Origin of the sequence: Arthrobacter glacialis (genome assembly GCF_002909445.1) — a bacterium.
GTDB lineage: Bacteria > Actinomycetota > Actinomycetes > Actinomycetales > Micrococcaceae > Specibacter > Specibacter glacialis.
The window spans coordinates 89,131-103,819 of the sequence record NZ_PPXC01000012.1; the positions used below are offsets into that span (position 1 = coordinate 89,131).

Sequence of the window (14,689 nt, forward strand, 5' to 3'; positions counted from 1 at the left end):
CCCGCCCATGAGCACATCCACAGCCACAGCCACCCCCACACGGTCCCCCGGTTTTCCCTGGTCAACCGTTCGCTGGCTGCTGGGCAAGCTAGGCGGGGGCATCTTTGTGCTGTGGGCGGTTGCCACGGCCATCTTCTTCGGTATCCGGATGATTCCAGGAGATCCGGCAGAGGCCATCATGGGCGGTCCTGGCTCGCAGGCCTCGGCCGAGGCCCTTGCGGCGGCCCGCGCCCAATATGGTCTGGACCAGCCACTGTACGTCCAGTACTTTGGCCAGCTGTGGCGGCTGGCCACCGGCGACATGGGCACCTCGTATGCGCTGAAAACACCGGTTGCCGAGGTACTTGGCGAACTGATTCCGCCCACTCTCATCCTCGCCGTGTTGGCATTGCTGGTGGCCTGGGCCATGGCCCTGCTCCTGGCCGTGCTGTCCACCCGGAGCGGTGGATTGGGTACGGCGCTGGGCTCAGGACTGGAGATCGTCTCCGCCGCTGTGCCGCACTTTTGGCTGGCCAGCGTGCTGATCCTGGTTTTTTCCACCATGCTGGGGTGGCTTCCGCCGGTGAGTACCAATACCCCTGCCGGGCTGGTATTGCCGGTCATCACTTTGGCACTGCCACTGGCAGGCTTCCTGGGCCAAGTCATGCGGGACACCATGCTCGAAGCCCAGCGTTCCGCCTTTGCCCTGTCAGCCCGGGCCCGCGGAGAATCGGAGGTGGGCGTGCTGCTGCGTCATTCCCTCCGCCATGCAGCCCTGCCGGCCATCGCACTCTCGGGGTGGGCTTTCGGCTCGCTGCTCTCCGGCGCGGTGGTGGTTGAGTCCATTTTTGCCCGTCCTGGTCTGGGCCGTTCACTGCTGGCCGCCGTGACGTCCAGGGACATCCCCATGGTCACTGGCGTGGCCCTGCTCTCCGCTGCTGCCTACGTGGTGATCATGGCCGGATCCGAGCTTGCCGAACGCATCGCGGACCCACGGATTGGTCCATCATGAGCATCTTCCAGCAGAGTAAGCCGGTGGGAGATCCGCTGTTGAACCCGCAGAAAACCCATGCACGACGGCGTGAGGCCACCTTGGTGCGACGGCTCGCGGTGCGTCTGCCCCTCCTTGCCTCTGCCGCCGTGCTGCTGTTTTTTGTCCTTGCAGCGATTGCACCGAACCTCCTGGCACCGTTTGACCCGCTGGCAATCAACCCTGCCCAAGCATTCTCCGCACCCGGGGCCGGGCATCTGCTGGGCACCGACGAATCGGGGCGCGACATCTATTCGCGCATCATCCACGGCGCCAGACCCTCGCTGCTCATTGGGGCAGCGGCCACCGCCATAGGGCTCGGCCTGGCATTGGTGCTGGGCACCATCGCCGGCTTTGGCGGGCGGTGGCTGGACTTTGGTGTTGCTCGCATCCTGGAGGTGCTGTTTGCCCTGCCCGGGTTGCTGCTGGCCTTGGTGTTCATCGCCCTGGCGGGACCCGGCGTGGCAACAACTGTCATAGCTGTGGGACTGACCAGCGCGCCCGGCTACGCGCGGATAATCCGTGCCCAGATCATTGCCCTGCGAACCTCCCCCATGGTGGAGGCCGCCACCGTGTTGGGGCGCAGCCGGTCGAGAATCCTGACCGCACATATCCTGCCCAACGCCCTGGCTCCCATTACAGTGCTGGCAACCTTGGGTCTGGGACAGGCAATTCTCTGGGCGGCTGCACTGAGTTTCCTGGGACTTGGGGCACCTCCGCCTGCGCCGGAATGGGGCACCATGCTTTCGGCCGGACGCACCTACCTCTCACTGGCCTGGTGGATGACGTTCTTCCCGGGCCTGGCTATTGTGCTGGTTGCCGCAGCATCCACTGTCCTCTCCCGGTCGCTGAAGTCCGGAGGCGGACAGTGAGCGCGGCCGAGCCCATTCTGCGGGTCACCGATCTCAACGTCTCCTTTGGCGGGCGCAGCGTGGTGCAGGGCGTTTCCGTCACGGTCAACCCTGGAGAATGTTTGGCTCTGGTGGGCGAATCGGGGTCGGGCAAATCGGTGACTGCCAGGTCCCTGATCGGCTTGGCCGGATCCGGATCGTTGGTGCGAGCCGAAACTCTGGAGGTTGCAGGCCATGATGCCCGGAACCTTTCACAGCGCCGCTGGCGCACCGTCCGTGGCAGGCAGGTGGGGTTCATTCTGCAGGATGCCCTGACCTCGCTGGATCCACTGCGAACCGTCGGCAAGGAGATTGACGACGCGCTGCGCGTGCACTCGAAAGGATCCGGGGCCGAACGTGCCGCACGCGTGATTGAGCTGCTGGAGGCGGTGGGGCTCGATGACCCGGTCCGCAGGGCCGCCCAACGCTCCGGGGAACTCTCCGGAGGCATGCGCCAGCGGGCGCTGATTGCCTCAGCCATCGCCTTGGACCCGGTGCTCATCATTGCCGATGAACCTACCACTGCCCTCGATGCCACCATCGCCGCATCCGTGATGGAGCTACTTGGTGGTTTGCGCCAAAGCGGCTCCGGCATGCTCCTTATCAGCCACGATCTTGCAGCCGTGGCAACTGTGGCCGATTCGATTGCCGTCATGCAGGGCGGGCGCATCGTGGAACGCGGACCGCGTGAACAGATCTTCGAGGACCCCCAGCACCCGTACACCCGCGCGCTGTTGGCTGCCGTCCCCGCTGGCAAGCCCCGCTTCACACGGCTCTCCCCCACCGCCCAAGCCACGGCAGCCACAAGCAGTCACAGTCAGCCCGGCGAGGCTGCGGCACCAAACGGTCTGCCGGGCGCCGTCGTGCGGCCTTTGCTCAGGGCTCGTGGACTTGCCAAGACCTTCCCCCTGGGCAAGTCCGCCGATTTGACGGCCGTGCGGAACGTTGACTTCGAGCTGTTGCCCGGCCGCACCTTGGGGGTGGTGGGCGAATCCGGATCCGGGAAGACCACCACCGCGCGCATGGCATTGGGCCTGCTTGCCCCAAGCGCAGGAACAGTCGAGTTCCTCGGTGAACCCTGGAGCTCCGTCCCCGAATCCGCGCGCAGGCCCCGGCGCGCATTGCTGGGCGCCATCTATCAGGACCCGCTGTCGTCCTTCGACCCGCGCCTGTCCACCGGTGCGATGCTGGCCGACGCACTCAGCGGTGGTGCCACACGGAATCCACGTGCCCATGTTGGGGAGATCACCGAGTTGCTGGCGCAGGTGGGCTTGGATGCCGGGTTGGCAGCACGCAATCCCGGCACGCTTTCGGGCGGGCAACGCCAGCGGCTGGCCATCGCCCGAGCCCTTGCGCCGAAGCCGAGGGTGCTGATCTGTGATGAGCCAGTCTCGGCCCTGGACGTCTCCATTCAGGCCCAGGTGCTTGACCTGCTGGATGACTTGCAGCGCCAGCTTGGGCTCGGCTACCTGTTCATCTCGCACGATCTCGCGGTGATCAGGCACATGAGTGATGAGGTGCTGGTCATGCGTGCCGGGGAAGTTGTTGAATCCGGTGCAACCGAGCAGCTATTCACGGCTCCACAGCATGAATACACCCGCACCCTGCTGGCCGCTGCGCCAACACTGCTCGGCCGCTAGCAGCGCGCAACAACTCAGTCTTGCGTACTGCGGCGAGTATCACTGGAAATCATGCGTGCAAAGCTCCCTTGAGGCTGGGAAGATGGTAGGGCCGCTTTAACCGATGGAGAACCACATGAACGCCATGATCCAAAAATTCCTTGCCCTCTTTTCCACCACCCAGCACGGGCAGCCTGAGTCGGTTGAAACTCAGCACCCGCACAGTGGAATGCCCCTAGCCAGTGGCGCCTACTTGCGCGAATTCGCCCAACGGCTCGGTCTCGAGGTGGACGACCTCTCACCCGCAGAGCAGACCGAATTGAAGGTACGCCTGGACAAGTCCATGGACTTCCGTGAAGAAAATTATGGCTTCTTGTACCACGAGGTCTACCAGCTGGGACATGGCTATTCCCTGGCTGACGCCAGCCGCGTCAGCGCCCAGATTAACAGCATCACCGAGGATCCGGCCGCAAGGGCATTTCTGGATTACCGCGAGAATGCTGTAGCCGCCGAGGCCCTGATGGCCGCCGGTTCCCTCCTGGAGAAGGATGGCGACGATGTTGCGGCAGCACGGCTTTTCAAGCTGGCTGAGGCCCGCCGCCACCGCAGCTCAGTACTCGAGACCAACGGAACTGACGTTCCTGTAACGGAAATCGTGCACGAGGACGCAGAGGTTACGGAAACGGTGGCCCTCGACGTCGTCGCCGAAGGACCGGCTGCGCCGGACCGTGCCCCTGAGTCCGGGCTGGCCGGTCTCATGGAAGGCCCGGCCCAGCCCGCCAAGCCTACCCAGCCCACCAAGGCCGCCAAGCCCGCCAAGTAGTACGGCGGCGCAGCTCCCCCTGAGAGGACAGCCTGTTTCAGGGTTGTTAAAGTTGATGTTGTGGTCGTTGGCGGCGGCGCCATGGGCAGCGCCGCCGCGTTGACTGTGGCTCGCAACGGCAAGTCCGTGGCGTTGTTGAAACAGCATCCAGGCCACAGCCTGGGTGCGTCCCACGGAGCCACCCGCAACTTCAACACCGCCTACCAGCAGGCCGAATACCTGAGCCTGGTCAGCGAAGCCCTAAGGTTGCGGGACGGACTGGCAGAAGAAACTTGAATGCAGCTGCTGGATCGGGTGGGCCTGGTTCGGGCCGCCGACGCCCTGATCGCGCTGCGGACGGCGGCACAAGGCCGCGGCGCAGTTTCGCCATGACACGGCAGGAGCCTGGACCCGATGCTGGATCCCGATACCCGGGATTTCACTGCCGAGCCATTGCAGATGGATGCTCTTCGTCGCTACGTCCGGGACTGGTTTCCCGGTTTGGATGCGGATTCTTTTGATCCCATCAGCTGCACCTACACATCCACCGATTCCGGCGACTGCACCCTTGCCAGGCTTGGTCCGGTGGTGGTGGGTGCAGGGTTCTCCGGCCACGGTTTCAAGTTCACGCCCGCCATTGGCCGCGTGCCAAGGGCCGGCAAGACCTAGAGCGCCACGCCCCGGCGCAGCTGGATCCCTGTCAGCCAGCGGCGTAGAGATTCCCGTTCCCAGGAACTCATGGCCTAGTGTCGAATGATGGCAACTATACTTGGCTCAGCCCCGCACCATCCCGCCTTCGGAAGCCAGGGCCAAGGGTTTGTCCAAGTGCGCGGTGCCCGGGAGAACAACCTCAAAAACGTCGATGTGGACGTCCCCCGCGATGCGATTGTGGCCTTCACCGGGATCTCCGGGAGCGGAAAATCCTCGTTGGCGTTTGGCACCATCTTCGCGGAAGCCCAGCGCCGATACTTTGAGTCGGTGGCACCCTATGCGCGCCGCCTGATCCAACAAGGCAACAATCCGCGTGTGGAATCCATCTCAGGACTTCCACCGGCCGTGGCCATGCAGCAGCAGCGCGGCACGCCGAGCACCCGTTCCTCGGTGGGGACCGTCACAACCCTGTCAAACTCCCTGCGCATGCTGTTCTCGCGGGCGGGGGCCTACCCCGATGGCGCAGACATCTTGTACTCAGATTCGTTCTCCCCCAACACAGCGGCAGGGGCCTGCCTTGTGTGCCACGGCTTGGGCACAGCCCACACCGTCACCGAACAGCTGCTGGTCCCTGATCCCAGCCTCACCGTCAGGGAAGGTGCCGTTGCCGCCTGGCCGGGAGCATGGCAGGGAAAAAACCTTCGAGACATCCTCACCCACCTGGGTTACGACGTCGACACGCCCTGGCAGAAGCTGCCGCTGAAGGAGCGCGAATGGATTCTCTTTACCGACGAGCAGCCGGTCGTGGAAGTGACGCCACAGCGGGACCGAGTGGCAAAACCGTATAAGGGCAAGTTTTGGAGTGCACGCCGCCATGTGCTTCACACCCTCGCAGACTCCAAAAGTGAGCCCATGCGCGAGCGCGCCCGAACGTTCATGCAGTCCGGACCCTGCCCCGAGTGTGAAGGCAGCGGCCTGAAACCCGAAGCTCTGGCGGTGACGGTGGACGGCCGCAACATCTCCACTATGAACGCCTTGCCCTTAAGCAATCTCGCCGCGGTCCTCCGCGCCCTCGCCGCTGAGCGGGCTGGGGATGATGGCAGCAGGGAGGCTGTTGCCGCAGCGATTTCTCAGGATCTGCTTCAGCGCATTACGGTCCTATTGGATCTGGGCCTTGGCTACCTGAGCCTTGGCCGAAGCACCCCGACGCTCTCGCCGGGCGAGATGCAACGGCTGCGGATAGCCACTCAGCTGCGTTCCGGGCTCTTCGGGGTCATCTACGTCTTGGATGAGCCATCCGCAGGTCTGCACCCGGCGGACGCCGAACCGCTGCTGGAAGTCTTGGGGCAGCTGAAGAAATCAGGTAACACCGTTTTCATTGTTGAACACAACATGGACATGGTCCGCAAAGCCGACTGGCTTGTGGATGTGGGGCCCCGGGCCGGCGAACAAGGTGGACAGGTACTCTATAGCGGACCCATCGAGGGCCTGGCCGACGTGCCGGAATCGCTCACGCGCCCATATTTGCTGGGCAACGCCTCGCCGTCGTCCCCGCTGGACCGCCTGGTGTCGGAGAATTATTTCGCGCAGGCACAGCCCGGCACCACAGGCGGACCCCAGCCAGCGTCGTCTTCGCTTGGAACTTCAGGCCTCAGGCGGACCCACCAAGGCTGGATGCACCTTGCCGGGATGACCAAGCACAACTTGCAGGACATCACTGTCCAGATACCGCGGGCAGTCTTGTCTGCCGTCACCGGGGTGTCCGGTTCAGGCAAGTCCACCCTGTTGGAAATGCTCAGCAGCGCTGCAGCTGGGCACGGCATCCAAGGCGCCAGTCAAACATCTGGGTTTAGACATGGGGAAAGGGTTGTCCAAGTGGACCAGCGGCCCATTGGCCGGACGCCGCGGTCAAATCTTGCGACCTACACGGGGTTGTTCGACGCCGTCCGGCGTGAGTTCGCTGCCACCAAAGATGCGCGGGCACGGGGTTTCACGGCCGGACGGTTCTCGTTCAATGTTCCTGGTGGACGCTGTGAAACGTGTCTCGGTGAAGGTGCGGTGGCTGTGGAGCTGTTATTTCTGCCGGGGAGCTACGGGCCTTGCTCGAAGTGCCACGGTTCCCGTTTCAACGACGACACCCTGGCTGTTGAATTTCAAGGGAAAAACATCGCGCAAATCCTTGAGCTAAGCGTGGACGCTGCGGCGGAAGTGCTCGGCACCATCCCCTCCGCTGCACGAAGCTTGTCGACTCTGCGTGAGGTTGGCTTGGGCTACCTCCGGCTTGGCCAGCCCGCAACGGAACTCTCCGGAGGGGAAGCCCAACGCATCAAATTAGCTACTGAACTCCAACGCCCTGCGCGGGGTCACAGCCTGTATCTGCTCGATGAGCCCACGACAGGGCTGCACCCCGCCGATGTGAGATTGCTGGTGCATCAGCTCAACCGCCTCGTGGAGGCCGGAAACACCGTGGTGGTGGTCGAACACGACATGGACGTAGTAGCTGCAGCCGACTGGGTCATCGATCTTGGCCCCTCCGGCGGAGCGGACGGCGGACGCATCATGGCCGCCGGCACGCCGGAAGATGTTGCCGCCGCAGGGATGGGCCGCACCGCGGCCTACCTTTCATTGGCATTGGCGCGACGCTGACAAGAGGTGCCGCCATGAACGCCAAACCCATAAAGTCCTCGCTCAAGCGGATCTTCTTCACGCCCGTGGACCAGCAAAAGTTCAACCAGCTGCGCGATCGCCAGTATCGTGAGATCGTGCGCGTGGATCTGGTCAACATCCGCCAAGCTTCCGCGGCTGCGGTCCGGGTCGGGGCCGGCCCTTCCTGCCCCTGAGGGACTCAAACAGCCTCACCTGCGCTGTTGTCCGGCAGGAGCCGTCGCCGCAGGGCGGTGAGTATGCGTCTGACATCAAGGGCCACTGTGGCACCAGGCGCCAGTGATGCACTGTCAGACGCCGGAGTGGCGGCGACCGCATCGGTGAGACTGGACAGGCTCTTGGCGGCCTCGTCGAAAACATCAGGCCCGGCGTTGCCGTCATCCCAGGCTCGAAGCACGTCTGCCGTCGCGGACAGGCAGCTCCCCAACGGCTCCCGCAGCCCATCCCTGAGCCGGACCTCCAGGGGCCCTTCCCAGATTGCACCGGCCAAGACTTCGGAAAGGTCCCGAACATGGAAGGTGATGTTCTCCAGAAGCGCCAAATCCTCATAGCTGTCCGAAAGGATCCGGTGGCGGGAGCGGAGCCGGGCCCGCGGGTTGGCGCGTTGGCTCTCTGCTGCCTCATGCACGGCTGCACGGACTTCTCCGACGGCGTCCTCCAGCAGGCGCCCCCGGCTGGCCCACTCTTCATGGTCGGGCGGCCACAGCTCACGAAGGGCAGCCGCGGCGTCATCGAGCTGTTCAATCAAAATGGTCCGTGCCCGGCGGATTCGCGCCTGTGGTGCGTCGAGGGCCAGCGGCGGGAAAATCGTTACGTTGACCATCAAGCCCACCAGCACCCCGAGCACCATTTGGAAGCCGTAGCCCAGAGAGAATGCCTGGCCCTGGCTTCCCCCGATAATGAGAACCAGCAGAGTCGCCACCGGGATGTAGTCCCGCCCGGCACCGAGGAGCGGCAAGCCGGCCAGCAGTACTCCCGCTCCCACTGCAAGAGAAAGAGAGATAACGTTTGGGGTTCCAAACGCCAGCACCCCGGCGCCGAGGAGGATTCCCAGCATCAAGCCATAAAGCGTTTGCAATCCCGTCCGCACGGACCCCATGAACGTGGGATACATGCTGACCAGAACACCCAGGGGGGCGTAGTACGGGTAGTCGTCCACCACGCCGGGCATCAGGGGCGCCAACCACCAGGCAATCCCCACTGCCAGGGCAGTCTTGGCCGCGAGCAGCACACGTTGCCCAGTTACGGTGGATCTCATTCCAGTTCCGAACGCTCCCACGATGCTCCTGCCTTCCAGCCCACCGGTCCATGCCCTCCGTGCTACCTCCAACCAATCACCTTTTCGGAATTTTCTCCATGTCTGTGACTGGGCTGTGCAGCGGGCAGTTCGAGCTAGGCGTCCGGCAGTCCGTTCGCCTTGGCCACGTCTCCCAGCCAGCCGAGGCTGGGCTTCGGTGTGCGCACAAACGTCTCCCGATCAACGGCGATGAGCCCGAAGGTAGGGCGGAAGCCACTGGCCCACTCGTAATTGTCCAGGGCGCTCCAGTGCTGGTAGCCGAGCACTTCGACGCCGTCGGACATCGCGGCATGCAAGCCGCGCAGCGCACCATCGGTGTAGGCGATGCGGCGGGTGTCATCGGCCGTCGCTATGCCGTTCTCCGTCACGATCACAGGCACTCCCCCGCTGAGTTCCCACGCGCTGCGCACACCGAGTTCGAGCGCCTGTGGAAAGAACTCCCAGCCTGTAAGCGTCGTTTCGACGTCGTCGGCGACGGGCAGCGGGCCGTTCGGTCCGATGAAGGTGCGCGTGTAAGCCTGCACGCCCACGAAGTCATCACCTGCCGACTGCTCAAGGTACCAGTCGTCACGCGGATAGCCGTATTCGTGCAGCTTGTCATCGGCACCGGGCTCGCCGGTGGAATGGAATGCCTGCGTCGCAACGGTCCACCCCGTTTTGAGGCCCGAAACACTGGAGAGAACCTCGCGGGAGCGCTTGTGCGACTCGAGGAGTGCATCCGCCACGGCCAGGTCGGGGTTGGGCAGCCCGAAGGCCACGAGGTTGGCCGCGTCCTCTCCCCCGGCCAGCATCGCCGCGATATTGGGCTCGTTGATGGTGCAGACGTAGTCAACACCATCAGAAACGATCGGCAGGATCGATTCCGTGTAGCGGGCGAAGAGGTCGGCGGCGTCGCCAGCACGCCAGAAGCCGTCGTTGTACATCCATCGCGGCACGGTGAAGTGCATGAGCGTCACCGTCGGATTGAGTCCAAACTCGTGGGCGGCGTCGACCATGCGGCGATAATGGTCAATCTCCGCGCGCGACACAAATCCGCGCTCGGGCTCGATGCGTGCCCATTCAATGCTGAATCGGTAGGAGTTGAGCCCGGCGTCGGCCAGCAGCCGCATGTCTTCGCGGTAGCGATGGTAGCTGTCCATGGCGTCGCCGCTTGGCTCCACGATGGTCGAGCCTGCGGCATGCTCCATCATCCACCAGTTGCTGTTGACGTTATTGCCCTCGATCTGGTGGGCCGCTGTAGCTGCGCCCCACAAAAAGCCGTTGGGAAAGGTGAGCATGTTACTCCTGAAGTTGCGGTGTGAATGAAGTTGTTAACTACCGGCGGCTATTGGATGCTGCGCCCAGAACTGGTCAAGCAGGACGGCAGTTGCCCCCGGTGCTTCCAGCTGCGGCGAGTGCGCCCCGGCGGCAATCACCTGATAGTCCGCGTCGATGCGCCGGGCCATGGCGTGCTGCCACTCGATCGGCCACGCGTCGTCGTGCTCGCCGTGGGCGATGAACACGGGAAGTCCGGTTGCGGCGATCTCGGTGCTCCTGTCAACGTGGGTGCGCAGTATCTGGGCTCCTGCCAGCAGGTTGTCGCTCGAGGTGCGCACCGCACGCAGCCGAAGGAATGCCTCCTCCGGCGTCAACAAACCGTCGGCCAGCCCGATCGTATGCGGGTTGTGCCGGTTCCAGAGCCCAACGCTGCCGCCTTGGGCAAGTGCCTCGATCGTATCGGCGAGCCGGCCGGGCCAGCCGTGCGGACCGGAACAAAGCAGCGTGAGACTCAGAAATACCTCGGGGCGGGCGATTGCGGCCTCCGGTGCGACGATGCCGCCAAAGCTGTGGCCAAGCAGATGCACGGGAGCGCCGTTGCCAATGATCGCGGCCACCTCGAGCAGATCCGCGGCAAAGAGGTCCAGGGCGTAGTTGCCAATGCCCTCCGGCCCAGCAGAATCGCCCTGGCCACGCTGGCTGTACGCCCACACGTCCCATCCCAGTGCGGACAGCCGCGGCAGGAACTCGCGGAAGTCCTCTTTGGACCCGGTGAAGCCGGGAACGATGAGAACGGTTCCCCGCGATTCTCCCACCGGCTCGGCGTGGTAGGCGCTGAGCCGGCCGACGCCGGCCTGTATGCCGACCACCGACACGCCGTCGGGCACGGCGGGCGCCCCGAACGCGTCTATCCTGGCCAGGCTCATACGGCAGCCCCCCTTGCCCGGGCAGGATTGGGCACGGCGTCCAGCAAGCGGATGGTGTACTCATCCTCGGGATGCTGCAGCACTTGGGCCGTGTTGCCGCGCTCTACCACCCGGCCGCCATTGAGCACCATGATGTTCTCGGTCACGAGCCGGGCGCTGAGCAGGTCGTGGGTGATGTACAGCATGCTGACGCCCCACTGCGCACGCAAATCCTCAAGAAGTGCCAGCACGCCTGCGCGCAGTGACACGTCAAGCATGGACACCGGCTCGTCTGCGATGAGCACCTGCGGGTTGCTGGCGAGGGCACGGGCAATGACCACGCGCTGACGCTGTCCGCCAGAGAGCTGGTGTGGCAGCTTGGCGGCAAACTGTTCCACAGGGGCCAGTCCAACGGTCTCGAGCAGTTCGAGGACCCGCTTTCTGGCTGCCGGGCCGCGAAGCCCGCCAAAGTTCACCACCGGACGCGTCAGCGTGTATTCGACGGTATGCAGCGGGTTCAGTGCGGAGTAGGGGTCCTGGAAGATCATCTGCACATTTTTGTGCAGTTCGCGAATCTGGCGCCTGCCAAGTTGCGCAACATCGAGCCGACCAAACTCAACAGTGCCGGCAGTTGGCTTCTCAATGCCGGTGATCAGCTTGGCGATGGTCGATTTCCCACTGCCGGAGGCGCCCACGAGCGCAAGTGACTGGCCCGGTTCGAGTGTGAAGGACACATCATCGACCGCTGTGACGGCTTGTTCGCCCCTGCGCGGCGGCGGGTACACCTTTGACACGTGGTCGACCACGATCGCGGAGTCGGACGAACGGCCATCCCTCGCAGTGGCGCCCGCCGTCCTGGCGGCACCGCCCGTGTCCCGGCCGGCCCGATCGGGGAAGCCGGGCAGCTCCACGACCTCGGCACGCGGGTCGGCGTAGTGGCTCAGCAGCATCCGCGTGTACTCGTCTTGCGGGTTCTCAAGAATGTCGCGGCTTGGCGCATCTTCGACGATGCGGCCCTCGTGCATGACCAGGACCCGCTGCGTCGATTCCAGCACAACGCCCAGGTCATGGCTGATGAGGACGGCGGTGAATCCCTCGGATTTCTGCAGCGACTTGATGGTGTCCATGATGGCCTGCTGCACCAGCACGTCCAGGGCGGTGGTGGGCTCGTCAAAAACCATCAGCTGCGGTTCAAGCGAGAGCGCGAGGGCTATGGACACCCGCTGGCGCATGCCGCCGGACAGCTCGCCCGGGAACCGGGCGAGGGTCTCCTTCGGGAGCCCCACCTTCTCCATGAGCTCGATTTGGCGGGCGTCCCACCCGGACTTCCCGACGTGCCCGTGGGCACGGAAGATGTCAATGAAATGGTTGCGGATGGTGCGCACCGGGTTGAGCGCGTTCATGCCCGACTGCAACACCATCGCGAAGCCGCCCTGACGCTGCTGGCGCAACGTCTCGGCGTCGAGCTCGCGAATGTCCTTTCCCCGGAAGAAGATCTGTCCGCCGTTGGTGCGGGCGGGCGGTTTCTGCAGCCGGGTGATCGCCAGCCCGAGCGTTGACTTGCCCGAGCCTGACTCGCCGACCAGGCCGACGAATTCGCCGGCCTCGAGCGCAAATGACACATGGTCCACGGCCTGCAAGGCATTGAAACCGCTTGACTCATAGACCACAGAGAGATTCTTGACCTCAAGAATGGGGTTCATCGTGACTTCCCTTCACGTAGGCGGGGGTTGCTGATCGCGTCAACACCGAAGTTGATGAGCGTGAGGCTCAGGGCGAGCAGGGCGATGCAGAGACCGGGAGCGAACAGCAGTATCCATTGCCCGGTCAGGAGGGCGTTGGAGTTTTGTGCCCAGTACAGGATGGTGCCCCAGCTGACGATGCTGGAGTCGCCCAGGCCAAGAAATTCGAGCCCGGCCTCGGCGAGGATTGCGCTTGTTGCTGCCCCGAAGAATCCGCCGGCGATGATCGAGGTCATGTTGGGCAGGATCTCCTTGAACACGATCCGCCAGGCCGGCTCCCCCGAGAAGCGCGCCGCCGTGACAAAGTCGCGGGATCGCAGCGTCTGCGTTTGGGCACGCAGCACGCGTGCGCCCCACGCCCACCCGGTGATGACGATGACGGCGACGATCATGACGAGTCCGCCGTTTTGCAGGTAGGCGGCGATCACGATCATCAGCGGCAGCCCGGGGATGACCAGGAACAAGTTGACGATGAAGTTGATGACGTCGGCGCCGAATCCGCGGATGTATCCCCAGCTCAGGCCGATGACCATGGCAACGATGGTGGAGAGCAGCCCCGCAATGAAGCCGACAGCAACGCTGATCTGCGATCCGTAGATCAGTTGGCTGAGCACGTCCTCGCCCGCCGCCGTCGTACCAAACCAGTGCTCCGGGCTGGCGTCCGCGTTGCGTTCGAAACCATCCTGTGAGGCGCCGTAGGGAGCCAGAAGGGGCGCGAAGATGGCAACAAGGATGAAGCAGGCGAGAATGATGAGCCCGAGCCGTGACTTCCAGTTGGCCCACAGGGTTGCAGCCGATCGGGTGATGAAGGCGAATCTGCGCGGCGGCTTTATTGCTGCTTCCGTGGCGCTCGTGAGGTTCTGTGTGGTTGTCATCGTCGTGTCCTTGGGTCGAGTACCCCGTACATGATGTCAACGAGGAAGTTTGCGATGAGCACGCTGACGGTGATCATCAGAAACAGTGCCTGCATGAGCGGGTAGTCCTGGCCGATCACGGCGTTGAACAGCAGGTAGCCGATGCCCGGGTAGCCAAACACCTGCTCCACGAGCACCGAGCCGCCGACGACGCCGCCGAGGGCCAGGCCGAAGCCCGTGAGGTTCGGCAGGATCGCGTTGCGGGCCGCATAGCGGATGGCGACGGTGCGTCCCTTCAGGCCGTTGGCCTCGGCAAACGTCACGTAGTCGTCGCCAAGCGTGTTGATCATGGCGTTGCGCATGCCGATGATCCACCCGCCGAGCGAGGTAATGAGGATCGTGAGGGCCGGAAGAGCCGCGTGGTACAGCACGTCCGTGAAGAAATCCCACGTTAACGCCGGGGTGGCGGTTGGTCCGAAGGCGCCGGAGGTGGGGAACAGGTGCAGGACATAGCCCAGGAAGAACAACAGCAGCAGCGCCGTCCAGAAGTACGGGAAGGTGCTGGCAAAGCTGCCGGTCAGGGTGGGCAGGGCGTCGAGCCAGGTGTTGCGCTTCCATGCGGTGAGCACCCCGATGAGGGTTCCGAGCACGAAGGCGATGATCGTGACGAACCCGACAAGTATGACGGTATAGGGGAAAGCCTGCCAGACCATTTCAGAGACCGACTGCGGATAGAAGGTGTACGAGACACCGAAGTCGAGGGTGATGACCTGGTGCAGGTATCCGAGATATTGTTCGAAGATGTTGCCGTCCGGCACCCCAAGCTGGGCCTCGATGGCTTTGCGTGTCGCGTCAGTCACCGGCCCGTTCTGGGCGAGTTTGGCAATCGCCGCGTCCGTTGGGGAGCCAGGCATCATGCGCGGGAGCAGGAAGTTCAGGGTGACGGCCGCCCACAGGGTGAGCAGGAAGAAGCCGATTCGCCGAAGTACGTACATCATG

14 protein-coding genes are annotated in these 14,689 nt (G+C 64.0%); 8 read left to right on the top strand and 6 right to left on the bottom strand.

Annotated features, from left to right (window positions below; all coding sequences use genetic code 11):
- Positions 1–7: 7 nt before the first annotated feature.
- The 8 genes from CVS27_RS14840 (at position 8) to CVS27_RS14870 (ending at position 7,811) form a co-directional block, all read left to right on the top strand.
- On the top strand, positions 8–991 hold the full coding sequence (locus CVS27_RS14840) for an ABC transporter permease (RefSeq protein WP_103466623.1): 984 nt from the start codon (positions 8–10) through the stop codon (positions 989–991).
- Positions 988–1,881 (top strand): ABC transporter permease, encoded by an 894-nt coding sequence (locus CVS27_RS14845; protein ID WP_103466624.1) that lies wholly within the window; start codon positions 988–990, stop codon positions 1,879–1,881. The genes CVS27_RS14840 and CVS27_RS14845 overlap by 4 nt, the downstream gene beginning before the upstream one ends.
- Positions 1,878–3,539, top strand: coding sequence for a dipeptide ABC transporter ATP-binding protein (locus CVS27_RS14850; protein WP_103466626.1), 1,662 nt, complete (start codon positions 1,878–1,880; stop codon positions 3,537–3,539). Before CVS27_RS14845 ends, CVS27_RS14850 begins: the two co-directional genes overlap by 4 nt.
- 115 nt (positions 3,540–3,654) lie before the next feature.
- Positions 3,655–4,341 (top strand): hypothetical protein, encoded by a 687-nt coding sequence (locus CVS27_RS14855; RefSeq protein WP_103466628.1) that lies wholly within the window; start codon positions 3,655–3,657, stop codon positions 4,339–4,341.
- A gap of 60 nt (positions 4,342–4,401) precedes the next feature.
- Positions 4,402–4,617, top strand: a complete 216-nt coding sequence (locus CVS27_RS21555) for an FAD-dependent oxidoreductase (protein WP_306418504.1) — start codon at positions 4,402–4,404, stop codon at positions 4,615–4,617.
- 117 nt (positions 4,618–4,734) lie between these two features.
- Positions 4,735–4,989, top strand: coding sequence for an FAD-dependent oxidoreductase (locus tag CVS27_RS21560; protein ID WP_306418505.1), 255 nt, complete (start codon positions 4,735–4,737; stop codon positions 4,987–4,989).
- 87 nt (positions 4,990–5,076) lie between these two features.
- The gene (locus CVS27_RS14865) at positions 5,077–7,617 is read left to right on the top strand and encodes an excinuclease ABC subunit UvrA (protein ID WP_243400208.1); all 2,541 of its coding nucleotides are present in this window, start codon (positions 5,077–5,079) and stop codon (positions 7,615–7,617) included.
- 14 nt (positions 7,618–7,631) lie between these two features.
- Positions 7,632–7,811 (top strand): hypothetical protein, encoded by a 180-nt coding sequence (locus CVS27_RS14870; protein WP_103466631.1) that lies wholly within the window; start codon positions 7,632–7,634, stop codon positions 7,809–7,811.
- Positions 7,812–7,816: 5 nt separating this feature from the next.
- Here CVS27_RS14870 and CVS27_RS14875 read toward each other — a convergent pair whose 3' ends face one another.
- The 6 genes from CVS27_RS14875 to CVS27_RS14900 all read right to left on the bottom strand — a co-directional run bounded on the left by CVS27_RS14875 (position 7,817) and on the right by CVS27_RS14900 (position 14,688).
- Positions 7,817–8,893, bottom strand: a complete 1,077-nt coding sequence (locus CVS27_RS14875) for an FUSC family protein (RefSeq protein WP_133162943.1) — start codon at positions 8,891–8,893, stop codon at positions 7,817–7,819.
- Between the two features lie 134 nt (positions 8,894–9,027).
- Positions 9,028–10,209 carry a glycoside hydrolase family 1 protein gene (locus tag CVS27_RS14880; RefSeq protein WP_103466633.1) on the bottom strand — a complete coding sequence of 394 codons (1,182 nt, stop codon included), beginning with the start codon at positions 10,207–10,209 and terminating at the stop codon, positions 9,028–9,030.
- Positions 10,210–10,242: 33 nt separating this feature from the next.
- Complete coding sequence (locus CVS27_RS14885) at positions 10,243–11,058, bottom strand: alpha/beta fold hydrolase (RefSeq protein ID WP_165788319.1); 816 nt, start codon at positions 11,056–11,058, stop codon at positions 10,243–10,245.
- Positions 11,059–11,111: 53 nt separating this feature from the next.
- Positions 11,112–12,797 (bottom strand): ABC transporter ATP-binding protein, encoded by a 1,686-nt coding sequence (locus CVS27_RS14890; RefSeq protein WP_103466635.1) that lies wholly within the window; start codon positions 12,795–12,797, stop codon positions 11,112–11,114.
- Positions 12,794–13,711, bottom strand: coding sequence for an ABC transporter permease (locus CVS27_RS14895; RefSeq protein WP_103466636.1), 918 nt, complete (start codon positions 13,709–13,711; stop codon positions 12,794–12,796). The genes CVS27_RS14890 and CVS27_RS14895 overlap by 4 nt, the downstream gene beginning before the upstream one ends.
- Positions 13,708–14,688: an ABC transporter permease gene (locus CVS27_RS14900; RefSeq protein WP_103466637.1), complete on the bottom strand. Its 981-nt coding sequence runs from the start codon at positions 14,686–14,688 to the stop codon at positions 13,708–13,710. Before CVS27_RS14900 ends, CVS27_RS14895 begins: the two co-directional genes overlap by 4 nt.
- Position 14,689: the final 1 nt, after the last annotated feature.